Genomic DNA, 23851 nt, shown 5'->3' on the forward strand with positions numbered 1-23851 from the left:
ATTTTTTGTGTTGTGATATGTGGACTCAACGGCTTGGTTTTCAAACAACATGAAGTACAGCGAAGTCTCTGGCTGGGAGACGGAACTGGACGCGATCCATCAGCGCCTGGCGGCGTGTTTTCGTCGCCCTGAGCCGCGTGCCCGAGCGCGAGGTTATCTGCAAGGGCTGCTGACGACAGTGCCACGCAAGAACGGTTGGCAGCTGGCCGAGACCTTGGGCGAGCGGCGCCCGGACGGGGTGCAGCGGTTGCTCAACACGGCGCGCTGGGACGCCGAGGCGGCGCGCGAAGTGCTGCGCGCCTACGTCGTCGAGGCGCTGGGCGACGCCGAGGCGGTGCTGATCGTCGATGAGACCGGTTTCTTGAAGAAGGGCACGCACTCGGTGGGGGTGCAGCGCCAGTACAGCGGCACGGCGGGCCGGGTCGAGAACAGTCAGATCGGGGTGTTTCTGTGTTACGCCAGCCGGCATGGCGCGGCCTTCATCGACCGGGCGCTGTACCTGCCCAAATGTTGGGCGAACGACCCCGCACGCTGCGCTGAGGCCGGTGTCCCGGAGCAGGCGCGCCGCTTCCAGACCAAACCAGCCCTGGCGCGTACGATGCTCGAGCGCGCGCTCGATGCCGGGGTGCCTTGTGGCTGGGTGACGGGCGATGCCGTCTACGGTAAGGATCGCAAGCTGCGCCTGTGGCTCGAGGCGCGCGAACAGCCCTTCGTGCTCGCCGTGGCGGGCAATGAGCCGGTGTGGTTCGATGGTCCGCAGACCCATCGCGTCGCGGCACTGGCCAAGGCGCTGCCAGAGACGGCCTGGCAACGCCACGCCGTCGGCGCCGGCAGCAAGGGCGCGCGCACCTTCGAGTGGGCCTGGGTGCCGCTGTGGCGCCTGCAGCTCAGCGCCGAGGAGCGCGCCTGGGGGCATTGGCTGGTGGTGCGGCGCAACTGCAACCGCCCTGAGGAGCGGGCCTACTACATCGCCTTCGCGCCCCGCGCCGAGGCTACGCTCGAGCGCCTGGCCAAGGTCGCCGGGCAGCGCTGGGCGATCGAGGTCGGCTTCGAGCTGGCCAAGCAGCAGTGCGGGCTCGACGAATATGAGGTGCGCCGCTGGCCGGCTTGGCATCGCCATATCACCCTTGCGCTGCTGGCCCATGCCTGCCTCGTCGTGCTGCAACGGCGGGCGAAAAAGGGGGCGCTGTCGCTGGGCGGATCGCACTGACCGCTCCTGAGATCCGGCGCCTGCTCGAGGCGCTGTTGTGGCGCGAACGCGCCCCGCCGGATGCCGTCATCGCCTGGTCGGATTGGCGACGACGACATCAGGCGCGGGCCAGGGTCTGTCATTATCGAGCGCGAGGGGCTGGGCCGCCGTGAAGATGTGCGGCTGTAGTACTACGTTTTGTACGAAAACCCTGCTTGTTACACTGACCTCGTTCTTGCAGGAGAAGAGGCCAGATGTCGAGACGTTACGAACTCCCAGAAGAGGCCTGGGAGCTGATTGCCGATCTGTTTTCCCGTCCGCAGCGTACCGGTCGCCCACGCCGGGATGACCGCCTGATGCTCAACGGCATCTTCTGGGTGCTGTGCTCGGGTGCAGCGTGGCGCGACCTGCCTGAGCGCTTCGGTCCTTGGTCGACGGTCTACCAGCGGTTTCGCGACTGGCGTGACGACAGCACCTTCACCAAGGTCCTGGAGCGGTTGCACATCCGGCTACGCGAGGATGGGTTGATCGATCTGGAGACCTGGATGATCGACTCGACCTCGATCCGTGCCACGCGCGCCGCCGCTGGCGGCGGAAAAAAGGGGGCCGCAGGAGCCGCTGAGCCATGCGCTCGGGCGCAGTCGCGGCGGCCTGACGACCAAGATCCACCTGCTCTGCGACGCCAAGGGCGTCCCTTTGAACTTTCTGCTCTCCCCAGGCCAGCACAGCGACATCCGCTATGCCCAACCGCTCCTCGATCAGGTCCGCTTGCCCAGCGCTCATCAAGGTCGTCCGCGCACCCGTTGCCGCCAACTGCTCGCTGACAAGGGCTACGATGCCGACGACTTACGCCGCTATTGCGATTGGCGTGGTATCCGTCCGGTGACCCCACAGCGCCAGGGCATCAGCAAGCCCAAGCCGGGCCGCCCTCGGACACTCAACAAGCCCAGCTATCGCAAGCGCAACGTCATCGAGCGGCTGTTCGGCTGGCTCAAGTCCTGTCGACGCATCGCCACCCGTTACGACAAGTTGGCGACCAGCTTCTCGGCAATGTTCACGCTTGCTTGCATCCGCAGATGCCTCAGGCATTACTTTTCGTACAAAACGTACAACCGTAAGCGCATTTCCTTACACACAAGACAAAAAAAATAATAACTTACGCGAGCCATTTCGAAGTCTAGATGGGCAAAGGTGTAGAGCGAAAAATCAAAGACTTACGCTCGAGGCTCGCTCCTCAAAATGAGCGCTGAGGAGATATGTGTAAAGAAATGCCGTAAGCGACTGCACTCGACACTCGGCTACCGTTCACCCGTCGAGTTCATGCAACATTGGGAGGCAAGACGGCGCCGCGACCAGACGGTCGCATGAGACCAACCCCTTGGGGGACGAAAAAACAGGGGAACCTCAAAGATGCCACCAAGCTGCGCTTCGTGATCGAGTGAAGGAGAACAACATGCTGCTCAAATCACTAAAACTGAACAATTTCCTGAGCTTTGGCGAGTCCGCGCAGGTGCTGGAACTGCGCCCGCTCAATGTGGTGATCGGCCCCAATGGGTCGGGCAAATCCAACTTGATCGAAGCCATCGACCTGATTCGCTCCACGCCAAGCACCTCGGAGAAATCCAACCTGCTGGCGGCCATCCGCGATGGCGGTGGTGTGCGTGACTGGTTGTGGAAAGGCGCAATCAAAACACCACACGCAACCATTGATGCGGTATTCGACAACCCAAGAGCGCCCCAAAATTTGCGCTATGTGTTGAGTTTTTCTGAAGTGGGGCAACGCTTCGAGATCCTAGATGAGCGTGTCGAACACGAGCAGCCGGACTATGGACATACCAAGCCCTATTTTTACTACCGCTTCCAGAGCGGTCATAGCGTACTCAACATCAAAGGCAATGAGCGACACTTGCGGCACGAAGACATTGACTCCACCGCGTCAATTTTGTCTCAGCGCAAAGACCCCGATCAGTATCCAGAACTGACTTGGCTAGGTAATTCCTTCGGAAAGATGCGGCTCTACCGCGAGTGGACCTTTGGGCGCTACACCACACCAAGACTGCCGCAAAAGGCTGACTTGCCAAACGACCTGCTGGAGCCGGACGCCAGCAATCTGGGCTTGGTGCTCAACCGGCTGCGCCGCGATCCAGAGGTCAAAAAGAAGCTGCTCGACGCACTGCGCGCGCTGTACGACGGTATCGACGACTTCGACGTGCAGATCGAAGGTGGAACGGTGCAGGTGTTCTTTCAGGAAGGCAAGTACATCGTCCCCGCCACACGGCTTTCGGACGGCACCCTGCGTTACCTGTGCTTGCTGGCCATCCTTTGCCACCCCAATCCGCCGCCACTGACCTGTATTGAAGAGCCCGAGTTGGGCCTGCACCCCGACGTTCTACCAACCCTGGCCGACCTGCTCAAAGATGCGTCAGATCGCACCCAACTGATCGTCACTACCCATTCAGATGTGCTTGTCGATGCCCTGACAGACCAACCAGAAGCGGTCATAGTTGCTGAGCGCGGCCCGCAAGGAACCACACTGACCCGACTCGATGCCGACAAGTTAAAACCCTGGCTGGAAAATTACCGGCTGGGCCAACTGTGGACACGCGGCGAGATTGGGGGAACGAGATGGTGAAGTTGTACGTCGAAGGCGGCGGTGATACGGCAGCATTGAAAACTGCCTGCCGCGAAGGATTTACCACATTCGTCACCAAGGCCGGATTGAAGAACCGCCCACGAATCGTGGCATGCGGGAGCAGACGCGATGCGTTCGATTCCTTTTGCACAGCAATTGCCAGTGGCGAAGAAGCTTTTCTGCTCGTGGACAGTGAAGATCTCGTCAATGCACAACACCAGCAAGGACAGCCGGATACCTGGCAACCATGGGCACACCTAAAAACCAGGCAGGGCGACGGCTGGGACAAACCGCAGCATTCCGCCAACACAGATTGTCACCTCATGGTGAAAATCATGGAAAGCTGGTTCCTCGCGGACAGGGATGCACTCAAAGCATTTTTCGGACAGGGTTTCAAGGAAAACGCCTTGCCTGCTGCCAACAACGCCATCGAAGGCATCGCGAAGCAGCAGGTCTATAGCTCCTTGGAGCGGGCCACCAGTAACTGCAAGACCAAAGCCGTTTACGGCAAGGGCGAGCACTCGTTCAAGCTGCTGGCGAAGATCGACCCGGCCAAAGTAACTCAGGCATCGCCATGGGCTAAGCGGTTCGTGGATGAATTGCGCAAGAAGATGGATGCTTGAGGTTCAACCTATGCCTATGACAACGGATGAAACCAGTAACCTTCTAGATCTGGCTGAGTATTTGGCTCATCGCTTCTGGCTTGCCGCACCCAGCCAAGCAGGAAATGGCAAGGAGGAAGGCAATGGATATTGAAACCGCTGGGGCCATCAGGCTGTTTTTCCCCAACCCATCGTTGACCTTGGTTTATTTCGAGGCGTTAGCCAATGCGCTGGATGCGGGTGCGACCGATGTATCCATTGAGATTGACGTGCAGGGATACGACAAGCCTGACACTTTGAAAATCACCGTCACGGACAACGGCGATGGATTCAACGATGAAAACTTTAATCGCTTCAAAACCTTGCTGAAACCCAGGGACAAGTTCCACAAAGGAATTGGACGCTTGGTGTTTCTCAACTATTTTGATCGCGTTGAAGTTATCAGCACGCGGGACAAGTGGCAGAGGACATTTGTCTTTAAAGAAGGTTTTGACGACAACGCGCCACTCCAACAGCTTGAGCAAGCACAGGATGCCAAAACGACGCTGACATTCACTGGGTTTTCCGGGTCGCGCGTAAAGTCCTATGACAATCTGAAACCAGATGCCATCAAGCCTCTCTTGATTGAGCAGTTCCTGCCAACGCTGGATGCGCGCAAACGTGATGACAAGGCCTTCAAGATTTGGATCAACCTGAAAACTACGGAGAGCAACCCGCAGAAGGAGTTCTTTCCGCATGAGGTAACAATCACACCCGATGACTTGCCTTCAATGACCAAGATCACCATTCAGGATGATTCTCTGGATGCGTTTTCGACCATTGACATGCACTATCATGTCGAGCCGGTGTCGGGTAAAGGAAGCCTGCTCGTCGCCTTCAACATTGATGGCCGGACCATTCCCGTGAACCTGATACCAGCTTCGTCTTTTCCGACAGGCTATATGGGTGTATTCCTGTTCGAGTCGGAGATGTTTCACTCCAATGCCGACAGTTCGCGCCAAAAGCTGATATTTCCGGACGGTCTCCAAGAAGCGAGTCTTTATCGTGTCTTGCGCCGAGAGGTTGGAAAGATTCTGGCAGACAAGATTCCGAAAATCACAGAGAAGAACGAGAAGGTAAAGGAAAAGTTCGAGGAGCAATTCCCGCATCTCCTGGGCTACTTCGAAAACGACACCGTTGGTTTGATTGATCGTGATGATGCTCTGGAGATCGCGCAGCAGAAATTTTTTCGTACCCAGAAGCAGGTGCTGCAATGCGAGACACTGAGCGAAGAAGCGTATGAGAAGTCGCTGGAGCTTTCATCGCGCACGTTAACCGAATACATCTTGTATCGCAACAAGATCATCGGCCGCATGAAGGAAATGACGGCCGACAATGCCGAATCCGAAATACACAATCTCATCGTCCCGAGATTTAAGGAATTCTCGAAAGAAGCCATGCCTTCGGAGGTTTACCAGAACAACGCCTGGTTGCTGGATGACAAATTCATGGTGTTTCGTACCATCCTGAGCGAGCAGCGGATGGATACCGTCGTCAATGCCATACGGCTTGACGAGGAATGCGAGAAAGATGCGGGCAGGCCGGATATTGCCATGATCTTTTCCGCTGACCCAAAAGATACCAGCCCAGTGGATGTGGTCGTCATCGAAATAAAGAAGAAAACGGACGATGAAAAAGAAAATCAGTATGCCATCAATCAACTGCTTGATCGTGCGGTGAAATTGGCGTCGCATTGCCCCAACATCCAGAGAATCTGGTACTACGCCGTCATCCAGATCAGCGACACGATGGGAACCCGGCTGCGCCAGCAAAACTGGGCACCACTGTTCTCCATGGGGAAGCTTTACTACCAGGAATTCCGAACCGAACGACCGGATGGAACGGTGGTTCCTACTCCGACTTTCGTCGTGTCCTTTGATGCCATCGTGGCAGATGCCGAAAGCAGAAACCACACATTCCTCGAAATCTTGCGCAATGGCATGAGGGAATACGCCGCACAACAGGCCACAGGCCAGATAGGGAGCTAGCCAAATGGCCAAGGCAAACGGCTTCGCCGTACTCCCCGCTAAAGAACGAATGGACACATTCCTTGGATGTGTGGCCGAAGAGCGGATGTTTGCCGAGCCTGTCGCTGACTTTCAACACAGCCGAACAGCACCGTTGGTATGCTTCGTGGTCGACGCTGGGAAGTTGACGCACATTGGTCTGGGGCGTCGCGGCGTGCGCGCTGGTACGGGCTTGAGCCGACTGAGATTCCCTTGTTTTTCGTCCCCCAAGGGGTTGGTCTCATGCGACCGTCTGGTCGCGGCGCTGTTTTGCCTCCCACTGTTGCATGAACTCGACGGGTGAGCGATAGCCGAGCGTCGAGTGCAGTCGCTTTCGGTTGTAGAAGACCTCGATGTACTCGAAGGCCGTTGCGCGCATCGCCTCGCGGGTCGGGAAGCGCTCGCCGAAGACGCGCTCGTGCTTGAAGCTGTTGAACCAGCTCTCGGTCGGGGCGTTGTCCCAGCAGTTGCCGCGCCGGCTCATCGAGCAGCGCATCGCGTAGCGACGCAAGCGTTGCTGGAAGGCGTGGCTGGCGTACTGGCTGCCCCGGTCGGAGTAGTGCAGCAGCCCCGGTGGCAGACGGCGCCGGGCATGGGCCATATCGAGGGCACTGATGACCAGCTCGGCGTCGATGCGGGCGCGCATCGACCAGCCGACGACCTCGCGGTTGAACAGGTCGAGGACGACGGCCAGATAGAGCCAGCCCTCGTCAGTCCAGAGATCGGTGATATCGGCGCTCCATACTTGGTTCGGGGCGCTGGGCCGGAAGTCCCAGGCGAGCAGGTTCTCGGCGACGGGGAGGCGGTGGCTCGAGTCGGTCGTGACGCGATAGCGGCGCCGATGACGGCCGCGTAGACCGTGCGCACGCATCAGCCGCTCCACGCGCGCCTTGCTCGCGCTCAGGCCGCGGGCGCGCAGCGCCCGCACCATCCGCGGACTGCCGTAGGCGCCTCCGGTCTCGGCGTGGATGGCCTGCAGCAGCAACGTCAGCTGCGCGTCACTCAGCCCCTGGCGCTGGCCGCCGTGCCGCCAGGCCCGATAACCGCTGGCACTTACGCCCAGCAGCGCACACACCCAGTTGCGTACCGTCTGCTCCACCAGGCCCATCTCGCGCGCCACCGAGGCGATGCTGCGCCCCGACTGCACCCGCTTGACCGCCTGTTCCTTGAACTCCAGCGTGTATACCCGCTTGGGGATCTTCTGCATCGTGCCCTCCAAGCATTGATCGTCTGTCTACGTCAATCCTTGGGGGACGAAATTCGGGGGGAACCTCACGCGCACCGGAGGACGGCCTTGCCCCTGCGCCCTCCCCCCATCCTCACCCCTTCGGCAAATACCCCTCGACCAACCCGATCAACCGCGCCAGCGCGCCGCGATTGGCCTCGACGAAGGCGCGGCCGTTGGCGCCGATCGCGGCGCGGCGCTCGGGGGCGGCGAGCCAGTCGGTGAGGCGCGCGGCCAGGGCCTCGCTGTCGGCGACCCGGGCGCAGCCGCCGAGGCTGATCAGGCGGGTGGTGATCTCGGCGAAGTTGAAGGTGTGCGGGCCGACCAGCGCCGGCACCCCGGCGACGGCGGCCTCGAGCAGGTTGTGACCGCCGACCGGCACCAGCGAGCCGCCGATGAAGGCGACGTCGACGGCGGCGATCAGCCCCGCCAGCTCGCCCATGGTGTCGCCGAGCAGGACCTGGGCCTCGCTCACATCGGCGTCGGGATCGGTACGGCGCGCCAGGCGAAAGCCGTGGGTCTCGACCAGCGCGGCGACCTGATCGAAGCGCTCGGGGTGGCGCGGCACCAGCACCAGCAGCGCCTCGGGGTGGTGTTCGAGCACGCGGCGGTGGGCGGCGAGCACCCGCGCCTCCTCGCCCTCGTGGGTGCTGGCGGCGATCCACAGCGGACGACCCTCGCCCCAGTGCGCGCGCAGCTCGGCGCTGCGGGTCTCGCGTTCGGGGTCGTCGGCGACGTCGAACTTGACCGAGCCGGTCACCCGCACCCGCTCGGGCTCGGCGCCGAGCGCGTTGAAGCGCCGCGCGTCGCCGCGCCCCTGGGCGGCGATCAGCGCGAAGCGGCGCAGCGTCGGCGCGGTGAGCCGGCCGAGCTGGGCATAGCCGCGCGCCGAGCGCGCCGACAGTCGGGCATTGACCAGCAGCGTGGGGATGCCGCGCTCGGCGCAGGCGTCGAGCATGTTCGGCCAGATCTCGGTCTCGATGACGATCAGCAGCCGGGGACGCGCCTGATCGAGGAAGCGCGCCTGCACCCCGGGCAGGTCGTAGGGGGTGTAGCGGTGCGCCACCCGCTCGCCGAACAGCGCGTGCAGCCGCTCGGCCCCGGTCGGGGTGGTGGTGGTGACCAGCACCCGACAGGTCGGGGTACGCGCGAGCAGGTGGTTGATGAGCCCGCGCGCGGCCAGCACCTCGCCGACCGAGACGGCGTGCACCCAGACCTCGACCGGCGGTGCGGGCACGCCGCGCGCCAGCCGTTCGCCGAGACGCAGCTCGCGCGCCGGTCGCGACAGCCCGCGCAGCACCAGGCGCAGCAGCACCAGCGGCAGGGTCAGACGCAGTACCAGGGTGTAGAGCAGTTGCAACAGTGTCCCCCTGAACGAGGGTTGGTCCTCGATCACCGACTCAGACATCGCGGATCGCCCCAATGATCCGGCTGGTCGAGCGCCCGGGCAGGAAGTCGAGCACCCGCACCTCGCCGCCGCGCGCGCGCACGCAGTCGGCCCCGGCGATCTCCTCGACGCGGTAGTCCCCGCCCTTGACCAGCACGTCCGGGCCGACGGCGCAGATCAGCGCCTCCGGGGTGTCCTCGGAGAAGGGACAGACCCAGTCGACCGAGGCCAGCCCGGCGAGCACCGCCATGCGCTGCTCGACGCCGTTGATCGGTCGCCCCTCGCCCTTGAGCCGGCGCACCGAGTCGTCGTCGTTGACCGCCACCACCAGCCGATCGCCGAGCGCGCGGGCCTGCTGCAGATAGGCGACATGACCCTCGTGGAGGATGTCGAAGCAGCCGTTGGTCATCACCACCCGCTCGCCGCGCGCGCGCGCCTCGGCCACGGTGTGCACCAGGGCGTCGCGATCGAGCAGGGTGCGCCACTCGCCGCCGCGATAGGCGCGCGCCAGTTCGCGCACGCCGACGCTGGCGGTGCCGAGCTTGGCCACCGCCAGCCCGGCGGCGCAGTTGGCCAGGGCGCAGGCGGCGGGCAGCGGCATGCCGGCGGCGAGCGCGGCGGCGAGCGCGGCGATCACGGTATCGCCCGCGCCGGTGACGTCGAACACCTCGCGTGCCTGGGTCGGCAGGTGCAACGCCTCGGCACCGGCGGCGAGCAGCAACATGCCGCGCTCGCCCAGGGTCACCAACAGCGCCTCCAGCGCCAGCTCGTCGCGCAGCCGCCCGGCGCGCGCGATCAGGGTGGCGTCGTCGGCGCAGACGCCGACCACCGCCTCCAGCTCGCCGCGATTGGGGGTGAGCAGGGTGGCGCCGCGATAGCGCGCGAAGTCCGATCCCTTGGGGTCGACCAGCACCGGCAGGCCACGGGCGCGGGCGCGCTCGATCAGCCGCTGCGGGTCGACCAGGGTGCCCTTGCCGTAGTCCGAGAGCAGCAGCAGCTGATGATGCGGCAGCGCGGCCTCGACCAGCGCCGGCAGCGGGTCCTCGGCCAGCGGCGCGAGCGGCTCCTCGAAGTCGAGCCGGATGAGCTGCTGGTGATGGCTGAGCACCCGCAGCTTGGTGATGGTCGGCACGTCGTCGCGACGGTGCAGGTGCAGCGCGACCCCGGCCTCGCGCAGCGGCGCGCTCAGGCACTCGGCGGCCTCGTCGCGACCGGTGACCCCGGCCAGCGCGGTGCGCACGCCGAGCGCGGCGAGGTTGAGCGCGACGTTGGCCGCACCGCCGGGGCGGTCCTCGCGCCCGTCGATGCGCACCACCGGCACCGGGGCCTCGGGCGAGATACGACGGGTGCTGCCGCTCCAGTAGCGGTCGAGCATCAGATCGCCGGCCACGAGGATGCTGGCGCGGCCGAAGTCGGGGAGATCGGGAAGGGGGATCGGGCTCAAGCTGGACTCCGCAATCGCACGGGACAGATCCCTAACATGATCGCACGAGTTCCTCGATCGGGCGCGGTCGACCGACGCCGTAACCCTGAGCGTAATCGACGCCGATGCCGCGCAGCACCTCCAGCGTCTCCTCGCCGTCGACGAACTCGGCCACGGTGCGCATCCCCATCGCCTGACCGACCTCGTTGATCGAGCGCACCATGGTGCGGGCGATCGGGTTGACGGCGATGTCCTTGATGAACATGCCGTCGATCTTGATGAAGTCGACCGGCAGGTTCTTCAGATAGGCGAAGGAGGACAGCCCGCTGCCGAAGTCGTCGAGGGCGAAGCGACAGCCGAGCGCGCGCAGCGCCTCGATGAACTCGACGGCGTTGGTCATGTTGGAGATCGCCGCGGTCTCGGTGACCTCGAAGCAGAGCTTGGCGGCGATGGCCTCGTGGCGGTGCAGCCGCATGGCGATGCGATCGAGCAGCTGGGGATCGCTCAGCGAGTGACCGGAGAGGTTGATCGAGCACAGGCTGAGACCGTCGAGATGCTCGGGGTGATCGCCGAGCCAGGCGAGCGCCGTCTCCAGCACCCACTCGTCGATCCGCCCGATCAGGTGATAGCGCTCGGCGGCGGGCAGGAAGGCGCCGGGCATCACCGCCGCGCCGTCGTCGTCGTACATCCGCAGCAGCAGCTCGTAGTGCGCGCCGTCGCCGTCGCCGTTGACCGGCACGATCGGCTGGAAGGCGAGCCCGAAGCGCGCCTGCTCGAGCGCCAGGTTGATCCGCGACACCCACTGCATCTCGCCGTGACGGCGCGCCAGCTCGGCATCGTCGGCGGTATAGACATGGATGCGGTTGCGCCCGCCGTCCTTGGCCGCGTAACAGGCGCTGTCGGCGGCGCTGAGCAGCGAGACCAGGCCCTCGCTGGCGGCGTCGATCGACACCAGCCCGATGCTCACGCCGAGCCGGAAGCGCTTGTCGCCCCAGACGAAGTGGAAGTCGCCGACGGCCTTGCACAGCGCCTCGGCGACCCGGATCGCGCCGGCGTGCTCGCAGTCCTCCATCAGCACCCCGAACTCGTCGCCGCCGAGCCGCGCCAGGGTGTCCTGCTGACGGATGCAGGCGGCGAGCACGTGGGCGAGCTGGCGCAGCACCGCGTCGCCGGCGATGTGCCCGCAGGTGTCGTTGATCACCTTGAACTGATCGAGATCGAGATAGCAGAGCGCATGCTGGCGGCGCTCGCGCCGCGCCTCCTCGATCGCCCGCTGCAGTCGCTGCTCGAAGGCGCTGCGGTTGAGCAGCCCGGTGAGCGCGTCGAGACTGGCCTGACGGCGCAGCTCCTCGGAGAGTCGGTGGGCCTCGGTGTTGTCGAGCCAGGAGCCGACCAGCTCCACCGCCCGGCCGTTGCCGTCGCACAGCAGGCGCACGCTGTCACGCACCCAGCGCCAGTCGCCGTCGCGATGACGCATGCGGTACTCGGCATTGGCCGCGCGCCCGGCATCGCCGTCGAACATGCCGTCGAGCACGGCGCGATCGTCCGGGTGTACCAGCCCCTCCCACACCAGCGCGCCGTTGACCAGCTGCTCGGGATCGTAGCCGAGCAGCTGGCGGAGGTTGTCGCTGACGAAGATGAAGCGCGCCGGGCGCCCCGGCTCGCGGGCATAGACCACCGCCGGGCTGGCGGCGATGACGTGGTGGAGCAGATCGAAGGAGCGGCGCATCGCCTCCTCGGCGCGACGGTGCGCGGCGAGGTCGCGGACCACCGCGAAGACCTCGCCGCCGACCGGCGTCTCGTTACCGGCGCCGAGCGCGAGCAGCTTGATCTCGACCGGCAGCGGCGGCCCGCCGGCGCCGTCGAGCAGCTCCAGCTCGATGGCGCGCACCCGCCCCTCGGCGCTCTCACCCAGCTCATCCAGCAGGGCGCTGGCGCGACCCCGATGGCCGGGCGCGACCAGTTCGAGCAGCGGGCGCTCGAGCACGCTCTCGGGACGGCGCTGCAACAGCACCGCGATCCGGTCGTTGACGAAGCGCACCCGGCCGGCGCCGTTGAGCAGGAAGACCAGGTCGGGCGAGGCGTGCACCAGGAAGCGGTGGAGACGCTCGGAGTCGCGCAGCCGCGCCTGCATGGTCGCCTGGGCGCGGGTCAGCGCGCCGCGCTCGCAGGCGCGCGCGATCGCCGCAAGCAGGGTGTCGAGCCGATAGGGCTTGGCGACGAAGTCACAGGCGCCATGACGCAGCGCGCGGGTCGCCTCGGCCACCGAGCGGGTGGCGCTGACCACCACCACGGCGATCTCCTCGCCGCGCTCGGCGAGCCGGTCGAGTACCTGCACGCCGTCGCCGACCGGCAGGATCAGGTCGAGCAGGATCAGGTCGAAGCGCTCGCCCTCGAGCTGCGCCAGGGCCTCGGCGACACCGGCGACGGCGCACACCGAGAAGCCCCGCGCCCCGAGCAGGCGCTCCAGGCTGGCGCGACTGCGCGGCTCGTCGTCGACCACCAGCAGGCGCCGGCAGCCGTCCTCGGCCAGCGTCGCGGGGGAAGGGGGTTGTCGATCGCTCATCGCTTCGCTCCGCCTCGCTCAGGGTCGGCGCAGCGGCAACAGGACCTGGAAGCGACAGCCGGCGCCAGGCCGACTGCGACAGCTCACCAGCCCTCCGGCCGCCTCGACCAGATTACGCACGATGGTCAGCCCCACCCCGGCATGTCCCGGCTTGGCGCTCTGTTGCGGCTGGAACAGGGTCTCCAGCCGTTCGGCGGCAAGCCCCGGGCCGTCGTCCTCGACCCGCAGCTCGACATGGGCGCGACCGCCGACCCGCACCCCGTCCTCCAGCGCCACCTCGATCCGTCCGCCCTCGCCCAGCGCCTCGGCGGCGTTGCGCACCAGATTGACCACCACCTGACGCAGGGCGTCGCGCGCCAGACGCAGCGGCGGCAGCGAGTCGGGACAGGTACAGCTGAACGCGATCCCGCGCGGCCGACACAGCGCATGGTCGAGCACCCCGACGAGCCGGCGCAACGACTCGGCCGGATCGCCCTCGTCACCGTCGCCGGCGGCCTCGTCGCCGTCGACCAGACGCACCAGGATGGTCCCGACCCGTTCCAGCTCCTCGCGCAGCACCAACAGGTCGGCATTGGCCTCGGCGTCGTCTGCAAGACGCTGGGCGAGCAGTTCGAGATAGTTCTGGGCGATGCTCAGCGGGTTGCCCGCCTCGTGCACCACCTGACGCAATCGCGCCCGTTCGAGCAGCGCGCGCTCCTGCGCGGCGCGCTGGTGCAGCAGGCGCTGCTCGCGCTGGCGCGCCAGCGCCCGGCCACAGACCTCGCCGAAGGTCCGCAGCAGCCGCTCGCGCGCGCGCAGCTGGGCGAGCTGCGCCGCGCTCGGCGCCAGCACCAGCACCGCGCCGGGCTCGCCGGCGGCGCGCAGCGGCAGACAATAGAGCGCCTCGGCGCCGGCGGCGAGCTGGTGTTCGAGCACCCCGGGCCCGTCGTCCGCGAGCAGCGTCGAGCAGGGCTCGCCGGCGAGTGCGCGAGCGGGCAGGTGCTCACCGTCGGCGGCACAGTCGATCGCCGCGAACCCGGGATCGGCCATCAGCGGATCGCGACCGCGCAAGCGCCCGTCCTCAGCCACCAGGAAGCGCGCCCGGTCGATGCCGAACAGCACCACCACGCAGCGCGCGATGGTCGCGAGCAGCACGTCCTCGTCCTCGGCGCGGGCGAGCTGGCCGTCGAGCCCGTCGACCAGCGCGCGATCGCACAGCGCACGCGTCAACGGCGCGCCCGGCGCGGCGCCGGTCTCGAACCCCAGCGCCGCGCACAACGGCTCGACCTGTTGCACGGCCTCGCGATGCAGCCGTTGCGCCAGCGCCGGGGTCAGGCCGAACAGCGCATCGGCCAGCGCCAGGGCCTCGGACTCGCGCCAGTGCGGACTGTCGAGTGCGTTGGCCAGATGCACCAGACGCAGCGCCGGCGGCGCGTCGGCGAGCGCCGCGAGCGGGGCGTGATGATGGCGCGCGGCCATCACCAGCGGCGCCGGCAACCGCCAGGCGCCGAGCAACGCAGCGCCCACGGCGCAGTGATCGACACCGAGCCGTTCGCGCTCGCACGCGAGCAGACGCGCGGCATCACCCTCGCCCGCGCCTTCGGGCGGCCACTCACCGCGCTGGGTGGCGATCACCAGACGACCGATGTCGTGCAGCAGACCGGCGAGATAGAGCCGCTCGGGCACATCGATGGAGAGGGTATGGGCCAGGGCGCGGGCGAGCGCGGCGGTGACCAGGGCATGACGCCAGAAGGCGGCGAGCGTCGCGGCGGACAGCGTGCGCTCCGGGGCCAAGGCCTGGACCAGCGCGGTGGTCAGGGCGATGGTCTTGATGGTGTCGAGCCCGAGGGTGACCAGCACCCGTTCGAGCGAGACGAAGGTGGGCGCACGACGGCGGAAGGCGGCGGAGTTGGCGATCGCCAGCATCCGCGTGGTCAGCGACGGGTCGCGCGCGCAGATCCGCGCCAGGGTCTCGAACTCGACGGCCTCGTCGACGAAGGCATCGAGCAGTTCGAGCAGCACCAGGGGTGGCGAGGGCAGCGCGTCGAGCGCGCTCGGATCGATATCCATGCTTGCTGTGGCCATAGAACGAACACCGCAGATCGATCGTCGTGGGATCGCTCCAGGTCATCGCTCCATGGTGTGCCCGCAGCGCATGATTCACGCGAAAAGTGTAATGAATTTCACCCGCTCATTCACCCGCCAATCGCGCCCGCCAGCTCACCAGATCGGGCTTGGGGGCGTGCTTGACCGCGACCTTCCACCAGAAACCGAGCAGGTCGTCGCCGAAGGAGATCGCCTTGCGCGGCAGCGCCAGCGGATGATCGGCGCGGGTCGCGGCACCGCGCAGACAGGTCGTCGCCGAGCGATAGCCGGCGGCGGCGGCAAGCCCCGGGGTGTGGTGATCGAAGCTGCCGAAGGGATAGCAGAGATGCTGCACCGGGGCGCCGAGCAGGTCCTCGAGCCGTGCACGACTGGCGCCCAGCTCCTCGGCCTGACGCGCAGGCGGGCACTCGCCGAGCTTGACGTGATTGGCGGTGTGCGAGCCGATGGTGATGCCAGCGGCATGGATCTCGCGCAGCGCGGCGGCGTCCATCAGCTCGGGGACCGGGCGGCCGGGGTCCTTGGCGAACCACTCGGCGCGCCGCCCGACCCAGTCGCTGATGACATAGACGGTGGCCGGGAAGCCGTGACGCGCGAGCACCGGCAGGGCGTGGTCGACGAAGTTGCGATAACCGTCGTCGAAGGTCAGTACCACCGAGCGCGGCGCCAGCGCGCGCTCGCCGCGCAGCCCGGCGAGCGCCTCGTCGAGCCCGATCACCCGATAGCCGAGGCGCGCGAGCAACGCCATCTGCGCGCTGAAGCGACGGCGATCGCAGTAGTTGGCGCGATGTGCGCGCATCGGCGCGAAATCGCCGACCTGGTGATACATCAGGATCGAGAGACGGGGCTCGCTCATGGTGACACTCGTGCGATGGGGATGAGTGCCAAGGATACCGTCGCCGGCGATCGCGATCAGTCGCGATCCTGCGCCAGCGCCGCCAGCAACCCCTCGACCAACTGCAGCGGGGTGGGCGGGCAGCCGGGGATGCGCACGTCGACCGGGATCACCCGCTCGACCGCGCCGCAGCTGGCATAGCTCTCGCCGAACTCGCCGCCGTCGCAGGCGCAGTCGCCGGCGGCGATGACGAACTTGGGCGCGGGCATGGCGCGCCAGGTGCGACGCAGCGCCTGTTCCATGTGACGCGACACCGGCCCGGTGACCAGCAGCGCGTCGGCATGACGCGGCGAGGCGCAGAAGCGGATGCCGAAGCGTTCGAGGTCGTAGTAGGCGTTGGCGAGGGCGTGGATCTCGATCTCGCAACCACCGCAGGAACCGGCATCGACCTGACGGATCGCGAGGCTGTGGCCGAACCGCGCGTCGACCCGGCGGCGCAGCTCGATGCCGAGACGTTCGAGGCCGGCGGCGTCGGGACGCGCGACCGGCTCGGTGCGCAGCCCGGTGCGAACGATCTGGTTGAGGATGCGGAACATGGTTCAGTGCCTGTCGATGCTGGGGCGGGCGCTACAGGTCCACCCCGGAGTAGGAGCCGTTGACCGACTTGTTGCACACCGGGAAGTCGGGGACGATGTTGCCGAGGATCAGGTGTTCGAGCGCCGGCCAGTTGAACCAGCTCGGGTCGCGCGGGAAGTAGCGCGCCACCCGCCCGGCGACATCGAGCCGCACCAGCGCGACCGACTCGCCGCGCCAGCCCTCGACCAGCCCCAGCCCGCTGGCCTCGGGGCGCGGCGTCAGCGGCGCCGCGATCGCGCCCTCGGGGAGCGCGGCGAGCAGCTGCTCGATCAGCCCCAGGCTGGCGTGGATCTCGCGCATCCGCACCCGCATCCGCGCCGCCACGTCGCCCTCGTGCTCGACCACCGCCGTCTCCAGCCGCAGCCGGTCGTAGGGTGCGTAGGGGACGTGATGGCGCAGGTCGTGGTCGATCCCGCTGGCCTTGGCGACATAGCCGGTGCAGCCGAGCGCGCGCGCCGTGCCCTGCGCGAGGATGCCGGTGGTGAGCAGCCGGTCGTTGAGCGGCGGATGATCGTCGAGGATGTCGAACAGCCGCCGCAGCACCCGTCTGAGCTCGCCGTTGGCCTGGATCAGACGCTCCGGCGCGGCGGGGTCGAGATCGCGCGCCACGCCGCCGGGGACCAGGGTGTCCATCAGCAGACGATGGCCGAAATGGCTGGCGTTGTCGCGCTGCCAGCGCTCGCGCAGCAGCGCGCACTGGCTCTGGCCGAAGCCGAAACCGACGTCGTTGCAGATCCCGCCGATGTCGCCGAGATGGTTGGCCACCCGCTCGCGCTCGGCGAGCAGCGCGCGCAGATAGAGCGCGCGCGCCGGCACCTCGGTGTCGCAGGCGCGCTCGAGTGCCTGACAGGCCGCCCAGGCATGGGCCACGGTGCTGTCGGCGGCGACCCGCGCGGCGAGTCGCACCAGCCCCGCGGCATCACGGCCGACGGCGTGTTTCTCGATGCCCTTGTGGACATAGCCGAGACGCTCCTCGAGCCGCAGCACGTCCTCGCCCATCACCTGGAAACGGAAGTGTCCGGGGGCGATCACCCCGGCGTGCACCGGCCCCACCGGCACCTCGCAGACGCCGTTGCCCTGCAGCCGCACGATCGGGTAGTCGCCATCGGCGGGGGTGCGACCGGGATGGTCGCCGGCGAGCGGGAAGCCGGGACGCAGCGGGTGGGCCGTCTCCGGCCAGGCCTGGTGACGGGTCCAGCGCACCGTGCCGCGCGGATGACCGAGGAAGCGCACCCCGAGGAGGTCCTGGGCATGGCGTTCGAGACGGTCGACACCGGGGAAGAGCGGGGTGTGGGAGGCCAGCTCGGGCGGCGCGCCCGTCACCTCGGTCTGCGCCAGCAGATAGCCGTCGGCGGCGGCGAACAGCGCCTGCACGCGCAGCCGCTCCTCATCGAGCGCATCGGCCCAGAGCCCGGCGTGACGCAGCCCGGCGTCGGCGGCGAGCTCGGCGAGCAGGCCCCAGTGCGCCGCCGGCAGCGCCAGACAGGACTCGACCCCGGCGACGCCGGCGCATGCAGTGGCGCCGATACCCGGGGCGGTGAGCAGCCCCTGCAGGTCGGCGAGCGGATCGGTGACGTTCATAGCAGATGACTCCCCGCGATCAGTCCGGTCGCCCGGTCGAGCCAGCCGGCGAGCAGCGCCGGGATCGCCAGCCCCAGCCACAGCACCAGCCCGAGATGGATCATCACCGGCAGCATGTTGGCCTCGACCGGCTGCTGACCCTCGGGCGGCGTGCCGTAGACCATCGGGTGGACATGGCGAAACAGCCCGGCGCAGGCCACCGCCAGCCCGCCGAGCAGCGCCACGCTCAACCAGGGCTGGGTCTGGATGGTGGCGGTGAGCAGCAGGAACTCGCTGGCGAAGACCCCGAACGGCGGGAAGCCGGCGATCGCCACCACCCCCAGCAACAGCGACCAGCCGACCGCCGGCTGGGTACGGATCAGCCCGCGGATGCGGTCGATCGACTGGGTGCCGGCGATGTGCGCGGCGTGCCCCACGGTGATGAAGATCGCCGACTTGGTCAGCGAGTGCACCAGCATGTGCAGCAGCGCGCCGAAGGTGGCCAGCGGCCCGCCGAGCCCGAAGGCGAAGGTCATCAGGCCCATGTGCTCGATCGAGGAGTAGCTGAACATCCGCTTGATGTCGCGCTGGCGGTGCAGAAACAGCCCGGCGACGAGGAAGGAGATCAGCCCGAAGCCCATCAGCAGCGCACCGGCCAGGTGCGGGGTATCGGTCGCCGCCAGCGAGCCGTCGACCAGCATCTTCAGCCGCACCACGGCATAGAGGGCGACGTTGAGCAGCAGCCCGGAGAGCACCGCAGACATCGGCGTCGGCCCCTCGGAGTGGGCATCGGGCAGCCACTGGTGCATCGGCACCAGCCCGACCTTGGTGCCGTAGCCGACCAGCAGGAAGACGAAGGCGATGCGCATCACCGTGGGGTCGAGCGCCGCGGCGTCGGCGTAGAGCACGCTCCAGGTCAGCCCCTCGGTGGGGTCGGCGAGCACCTGCTGGGCGGCGAAGTAGGTCAGCACGGTGCCGAACAGCGCCAGGGCGATGCCGACGCCGCAGAGGATGAAGTACTTCCACGCCGCCTCGACCGCCTCCGGGGTGCGATAGAGCGAGACCAGCAGCACCGTGGCCAGGGTCGCGCCCTCGACCGCCACCCAGAGCACGCCGAGGTTGTCGGTGGTGAGCGCCACCAGCATGGTCAGCATGAAGGTCTGGTACATGCTGTGATAGATGCGCACCCCGGGCGGACTGATACGGGCGTTGGCGCAGACGTGACGCATGTAGGGGCGCGAGAAGATCGCCGTGGTCAGACCGACGAAGGCGGTGAGCACCACCAGATAGACGTTGAAGGCATCGACCCTGAAGTGCAGCCCGGCGACCACCTCGTGCTCGGCGACCGTCCAGCCGAGCCACAACGCGGCGGCCAGGGTGAGCGCGGCGACGCCGAGGTTGATCCAGCCGGCCCAGCGCACCGAGCTGACGAAGGCCAGCGCCAGCGCCCCGGCCAGCGGCAGCAGCAGGATCAGGATCAGCGCGCTCATGGCGTCTCCTCCTCGGTCTCGGTGAGTCGGTTGAGGCGGTCGACGTCGAGCGAGTCGATGCTGTCGCGGATCTGGAAGAAGAACACCCCGAACAGCACCATCGCCACCAGCACGTCGAAGGCCACGCCCAGCTCGACCACCAGCGGCATGCCGGCGGTGGCGGAGACCGCGGCCAGGAACAGCCCGTTCTCCATCGACATGAAGCCGAGCACCTGGGCCACCGCCTGCTGGCGCGCCACCAGCATCAGCAGCCCGATCAGCACCACCGCCAGGCTCACCGCGACGATGTTGCGGGTGAAGGTCAGCTCCTCGGCGACAATCGGCACCACCACCCAGTAGCTGAAGATCACCAGCGCCACCGCCGCCATGCTCACCAGCGCCGGGTGGCTGAGGGTCTCGGTGTGACGCTCCAGGGCGAGACGGCGCACCAGCCGGTGCAGCATCCAGGGGATCAGCATCGCCTTCAGCGCCAGGGTGAGCAGCGCCGAGAAATAGAGGTGGTGGGCGTGGCCGGCGATCGCCACGGTGAGGGTCACCGCGGCGATCAGCGCGCCCTGCCAGGCGAAGGCGTGGATGGCGGCGAGCAGTCGGGTCTGCGACAGCAGCCCGAAGGACAGGAAGAGCACCAGCGCCGCCTGCAGCAGCACGAACTGTTCGAGCAGCGGCAGTTGCGTGAGACTCATGCGCCCACCTCCAGGATGACGTGACTGAGCAGCCCGAGCAGGGCCAGCAGCAGGGCGAGGTTGAGGAAGGCCGGGGCGCGGAACAGCCGCATCTTGGCCACCACCGTCTCGCCGACGGCGAGCGCCGCGCCGAGCACCGCGAGCTTGAGCAGGATCGCCCCCAGGCCGAGCGCCAGCGCCGCCGGGGCGAACGCCTGACCGATCCCCCAGGGCACGAAGACGTTGGCGATCAGCACCCCGTAGAGCATCAGCTTGAGATACGCGGCCAACTCCATCAGCGCCAGGTGGCGACCGGTGTACTCGAGCAGCATGCCCTCGTGGATCATCGTCAGTTCGAGATGGGTGGTGGGGTTGTCGACCGGGATGCGTCCGCTCTCGGCGAGCGCCACCAGTACCAGGGCGCCGAAGGCGAAGAGATAGGACGGGCGGACCACGAAGCCGTCGGCCAGGTGATAGCCGATCACGCTCGACAGGCTGGTGCTGTGGGCGCTCATCGCCAGGGTGAAGACCGCGACCAGCATCGCCGGCTCGGCGAGGCTCGAGACCATCATCTCGCGCGAGGCGCCCATGCCGCCGAAGGCGGTGCCGACGTCCATCCCCGCCAGCGCGAGGAAGAAGCGCGCCAGACCGAGCAGGCCGACCAGCACGATGATGTCGGCGATCTGCGCCGTCGGCAGGTCGCGCGCCACCAGCGGCACCGTGGCCGCGGCCAGCCAGGTGGCGACGAACACCACGTAGGGCGCCAGACGAAACAGCGGCGAGGCGGTGTGCGCCACCCGCGTCTCCTTCGCCAGCAGCTTGCGCAGATCGCGATAGGGTTGCAGCACCGAGGCGCCGCGGCGGTTGTTCAGCCGCGCCTTGACCTTGCGCACCCAGCCGATCAGCAGGGGCGCCAGCGCGGGGTAGAGCAGCGCCTGCAGCAGCGCCATCCCCCAGGCCGAGAGCATCACAGGTTCATCCATCGCACAGGGTCCCGCACGGCAGTGGGCGCGCCGCGACTGGGCGCGACGCCACCGGGTTGAGCAGGGCGCGCGCCGCGATCACGAGATGATCCACAGCAGCACCAGCAGCGTCGCCAGGGTCCAGCCCAGATAGACCCGCACGTTCCCCGACTGCAGCAGCACCACCCGACGCGCGGCCGACTCCACCGCCTGGGCCAGCGGCACATAGAGCAGCGACCAGGCACGGTCGGCGATGCGCAGGCGATAGCGCGGCCGGGTATCGGTGGCCGCGGGCTTGCGCTCGTCGATCGCGAAGGCGAGCGCGAACACCCGGCGGATCGGCTGGGCGAAGGCCGCGGCGCTGTACTGCATCCGCGGCGTCGGCGGGGTCAGACCGCAGTCCCAGGGGTCGCAGCGGCGCACCCGTCGTACCCGCCCGCGCCGCGCCCAGAGGATCGCCGCACCGGCGATCAGCGCCAGCAGCAGGATCGACAGCGGCGCGCTGTAGCTCGCGGTCTCGGCCGAGACCGGGGTCAGCCACAGCCAGCCGCCGGCAGCGGCCTGCGGCAGCCCGGTGCCGACGACGGCCACGGCGACCGGGTCGAGCAGCGCGATCACCTGGGTCGGCAGCACCCCGAGCAGCACGCAGAAGAGCGCCAGCAGCCCCTGTCCCCAGCGCATCCCCAGCGGCACCGCCCGCGCCCGCCGGACGTGACGCGAGCGCGCCTGGCCGAGGAAGGCGACGCCATAGACCTTGACGAAGGTCGCCGCCACCAGCGCGCCGGTGAGCGCGAGTACCGCCGAGACGATCGGGATCAGGCTGCGCAGCACGCCGCTGTCGAGCTGCCAGGCCTGGAGCGCGGCCTGGAAGGTCAGCCATTCGGAGACGAAGCCGTTGAGCGGCGGCAGCGCCGAGATCGCGACACAACCGATGAGGAAGAACAGCCCGGTCCAGGGCATGCGCCGCAGCAGCCCGCCCATCTGCTCGAGGTCGCGCTCGTGGGTGCTGTGCAGCACCGCCCCGGCGCCGAGAAACAGCAGCCCCTTGAACAGCGCGTGGTTGATGGCGTGATAGAGCGCGGCGACGAAGGCCAGCGCGGCGAGCGTCGGATGGCCGGTGGCCATGAACAGCACCGCCAGACCGAGGGCGATGAAGATGATGCCGAGGTTCTCCACCGAGGAGTAGGCGAGCAGCCGCTTGAGGTCGCTCTGCATCATCGCGAACAGCACCCCGGTGAGCGCCGAGAGACTGCCGACGGCCAGCATCACCACGCCCCACTGCCAGTGGAACTGACCGATCAGGTCGAAGACCACGCGCACGAAGCCGTAGACGGCGACCTTGAGCATCGCCCCGGACATCAGCGCCGAGATGTGCGAGGGCGCCACCGGGTGCGCCTCGGGCAGCCAGGCGTGCAGCGGCACCAGCCCCGCCTTCATGCCGAAGCCGAGCAGCACCAGGGCGAAGCACAGGCTCGCCCAGGACGTCGACAGCGCCGCCTCGCGCAGCAGGGTGAACTCGAAACCGCCGGCGAAGGCGGCGAGCACGCCGAAGCCGAGCAGGATCGCCAGCCCGCCGACATGGGCCATCAGCAGATAGAGGAAGGCGGCGCGACGGTTGGCCGGGTTGTCGTGGTGGAAGGCGACGAGGAAATAGGAGGCCAGCGACATCAGCTCCCAGGCCACCATGAACACGAAGGCGTCGGCGGCGAGCACCACCAGCAGCATGCCGGCGACGAACAGCCCGCTGAAGCCGCCGAGCGCGGCGAGCGACTCGCGTCCGTTCTCCAGCCCGCGCACATAGGCCGGGCCGTAGATGCCGGCGGCGGTGACGAGGATACCGATCAGCGCGAGGAAGAAGCCGGCGAGGGCGTCGAGTTGGAGGTGCCAGGGCAGCCAGGGCAGCCCCAGCGGCAGGACGAGACCGAGATCGAGCCCCTCGACCAGCGCCCACAGCCCGGCGCCGCTCGCCGCCACCCCGGAGAGCCCGAGCAGCGGCAGCGAGGCCCAACGCAGCGCCCGCGGCCAGCGTGCGGCCGGCAGCGCGACCAGCGCCGAGGCCAGCGCCAGGGTCAGCGCCAGCAGGGCCAGTGACAGGGCGGGATGCATGTTCATGGACGATCGTCGTCCGGCGGCATGACCTTCAGCCGCACCCCGCGTCCGCCACCGGCGCTGACCGCACCTTCGCCGATCAGCTCGATACCGGCCCGATCGAGCGCCTCGACCACCTTGACCAGGGATTCGACATTGCCGCGCACCTGGCCGTCGCTGGCCTCCATGCGCTGGATGGTCGGCAGCGACAGGGCCGCCGCCTCGGCCAGTCGGCGTTGATCGAGGCCCAGCAGGGCGCGGGCGGCACGAAGTTGCGCGGCTGTAATCATGTCTCAGACATCACTAATTAGTATTTGAACATTAGCTTAGTACTCTGAACCATGTTTATGCAAACGTTGAACATGATAAATCACCGTCCAGATATCACACTGGACGCTGACGATCAGACAGACGAGCGCCCGTCACGACGGCGCAGAGACGCCGGCGCCTGGAGTCGAACGGGGAGA

The 23851-nt window shown here is 67.4% G+C and carries 18 protein-coding genes; 5 read left to right on the plus strand and 13 right to left on the minus strand.

Annotated features, from left to right (window positions below):
* The first annotated feature begins 49 nt into the window (after nucleotides 1–49).
* The 5 genes from EBL84_RS00490 (at nucleotide 50) to EBL84_RS00515 (ending at nucleotide 6450) form a co-directional block, all read left to right on the plus strand.
* The gene (locus tag EBL84_RS00490) at nucleotides 50–1210 is read left to right on the plus strand and encodes an IS701 family transposase (RefSeq protein ID WP_123139026.1); all 1161 of its coding nucleotides are present in this window, start codon (nucleotides 50–52) and stop codon (nucleotides 1208–1210) included.
* A 233-nt stretch (nucleotides 1211–1443) separates the two neighbouring features.
* Nucleotides 1444–2341 (plus strand): IS5 family transposase gene (locus EBL84_RS00500; RefSeq protein ID WP_123139028.1). Its coding sequence is split into 2 segments (ribosomal slippage): nucleotides 1444–1793 and nucleotides 1792–2341, totalling 900 coding nucleotides; the frame shifts between segments, so codons are not numbered across the junction.
* A 301-nt stretch (nucleotides 2342–2642) separates the two neighbouring features.
* The gene (locus EBL84_RS00505; protein ID WP_123139029.1) at nucleotides 2643–3821 is read left to right on the plus strand and encodes an AAA family ATPase; all 1179 of its coding nucleotides are present in this window, start codon (nucleotides 2643–2645) and stop codon (nucleotides 3819–3821) included.
* Nucleotides 3818–4444 (plus strand): DUF4276 family protein, encoded by a 627-nt coding sequence (locus EBL84_RS00510; RefSeq protein WP_369957532.1) that lies wholly within the window; start codon nucleotides 3818–3820, stop codon nucleotides 4442–4444. The genes EBL84_RS00505 and EBL84_RS00510 overlap by 4 nt, the downstream gene beginning before the upstream one ends.
* Before the next feature lie 122 nt (nucleotides 4445–4566).
* The gene (locus EBL84_RS00515) at nucleotides 4567–6450 is read left to right on the plus strand and encodes an ATP-binding protein (RefSeq protein ID WP_123139031.1); all 1884 of its coding nucleotides are present in this window, start codon (nucleotides 4567–4569) and stop codon (nucleotides 6448–6450) included.
* 259 nt (nucleotides 6451–6709) lie between these two features.
* Here EBL84_RS00515 and EBL84_RS00520 read toward each other — a convergent pair whose 3' ends face one another.
* The 13 genes from EBL84_RS00520 to EBL84_RS00580 form a co-directional block, all read right to left on the minus strand.
* Nucleotides 6710–7675: an IS3 family transposase gene (locus tag EBL84_RS00520; RefSeq protein WP_123139032.1), complete on the minus strand. Its 966-nt coding sequence runs from the start codon at nucleotides 7673–7675 to the stop codon at nucleotides 6710–6712.
* Between the two features lie 112 nt (nucleotides 7676–7787).
* On the minus strand, nucleotides 7788–9101 hold the full coding sequence (gene waaA / locus EBL84_RS00525) for a lipid IV(A) 3-deoxy-D-manno-octulosonic acid transferase (protein WP_123139033.1): 1314 nt from the start codon (nucleotides 9099–9101) through the stop codon (nucleotides 7788–7790).
* The gene (gene hldE / locus EBL84_RS00530; protein WP_123139034.1) at nucleotides 9094–10524 is read right to left on the minus strand and encodes a bifunctional D-glycero-beta-D-manno-heptose-7-phosphate kinase/D-glycero-beta-D-manno-heptose 1-phosphate adenylyltransferase HldE; all 1431 of its coding nucleotides are present in this window, start codon (nucleotides 10522–10524) and stop codon (nucleotides 9094–9096) included. Before hldE ends, waaA begins: the two co-directional genes overlap by 8 nt.
* 31 nt (nucleotides 10525–10555) lie before the next feature.
* On the minus strand, nucleotides 10556–13069 hold the full coding sequence (locus tag EBL84_RS00535) for an EAL domain-containing protein (protein ID WP_123139035.1): 2514 nt from the start codon (nucleotides 13067–13069) through the stop codon (nucleotides 10556–10558).
* Nucleotides 13070–13087: 18 nt separating this feature from the next.
* Entirely contained in the window at nucleotides 13088–15118 is a 2031-nt protein-coding gene (locus EBL84_RS00540; protein WP_190287853.1) for an HDOD domain-containing protein, read from the minus strand.
* 121 nt (nucleotides 15119–15239) lie between these two features.
* On the minus strand, nucleotides 15240–16007 hold the full coding sequence (locus EBL84_RS00545; RefSeq protein ID WP_123139037.1) for a polysaccharide deacetylase family protein: 768 nt from the start codon (nucleotides 16005–16007) through the stop codon (nucleotides 15240–15242).
* Nucleotides 16008–16063: 56 nt separating this feature from the next.
* Nucleotides 16064–16582, minus strand: coding sequence for an NADH-quinone oxidoreductase subunit B family protein (locus tag EBL84_RS00550; protein WP_062272728.1), 519 nt, complete (start codon nucleotides 16580–16582; stop codon nucleotides 16064–16066).
* A gap of 31 nt (nucleotides 16583–16613) precedes the next feature.
* Entirely contained in the window at nucleotides 16614–18203 is a 1590-nt protein-coding gene (locus EBL84_RS00555; RefSeq protein WP_123139038.1) for an NADH-quinone oxidoreductase subunit C, read from the minus strand.
* Nucleotides 18200–19672, minus strand: a complete 1473-nt coding sequence (locus tag EBL84_RS00560) for a hydrogenase 4 subunit F (RefSeq protein ID WP_123139039.1) — start codon at nucleotides 19670–19672, stop codon at nucleotides 18200–18202. The genes EBL84_RS00555 and EBL84_RS00560 overlap by 4 nt, the downstream gene beginning before the upstream one ends.
* A complete protein-coding gene (locus tag EBL84_RS00565) occupies nucleotides 19669–20355 on the minus strand; it encodes a formate hydrogenlyase (protein WP_123139040.1) in 687 nt (228 codons plus the stop codon). Before EBL84_RS00565 ends, EBL84_RS00560 begins: the two co-directional genes overlap by 4 nt.
* The gene (locus EBL84_RS00570) at nucleotides 20352–21317 is read right to left on the minus strand and encodes a respiratory chain complex I subunit 1 family protein (RefSeq protein ID WP_123139041.1); all 966 of its coding nucleotides are present in this window, start codon (nucleotides 21315–21317) and stop codon (nucleotides 20352–20354) included. Before EBL84_RS00570 ends, EBL84_RS00565 begins: the two co-directional genes overlap by 4 nt.
* 78 nt (nucleotides 21318–21395) lie before the next feature.
* Entirely contained in the window at nucleotides 21396–23408 is a 2013-nt protein-coding gene (gene hyfB / locus EBL84_RS00575) for a hydrogenase 4 subunit B (RefSeq protein WP_123139042.1), read from the minus strand.
* Nucleotides 23405–23674, minus strand: coding sequence for a transcriptional regulator (locus EBL84_RS00580; RefSeq protein WP_005224898.1), 270 nt, complete (start codon nucleotides 23672–23674; stop codon nucleotides 23405–23407). Before EBL84_RS00580 ends, hyfB begins: the two co-directional genes overlap by 4 nt.
* Between the last annotated feature and the right edge of the window lie 177 nt (nucleotides 23675–23851).

This window comes from Marichromatium sp. AB31 (assembly GCF_003718685.1).
GTDB lineage: Bacteria > Pseudomonadota > Gammaproteobacteria > Chromatiales > Chromatiaceae > Marichromatium > Marichromatium gracile.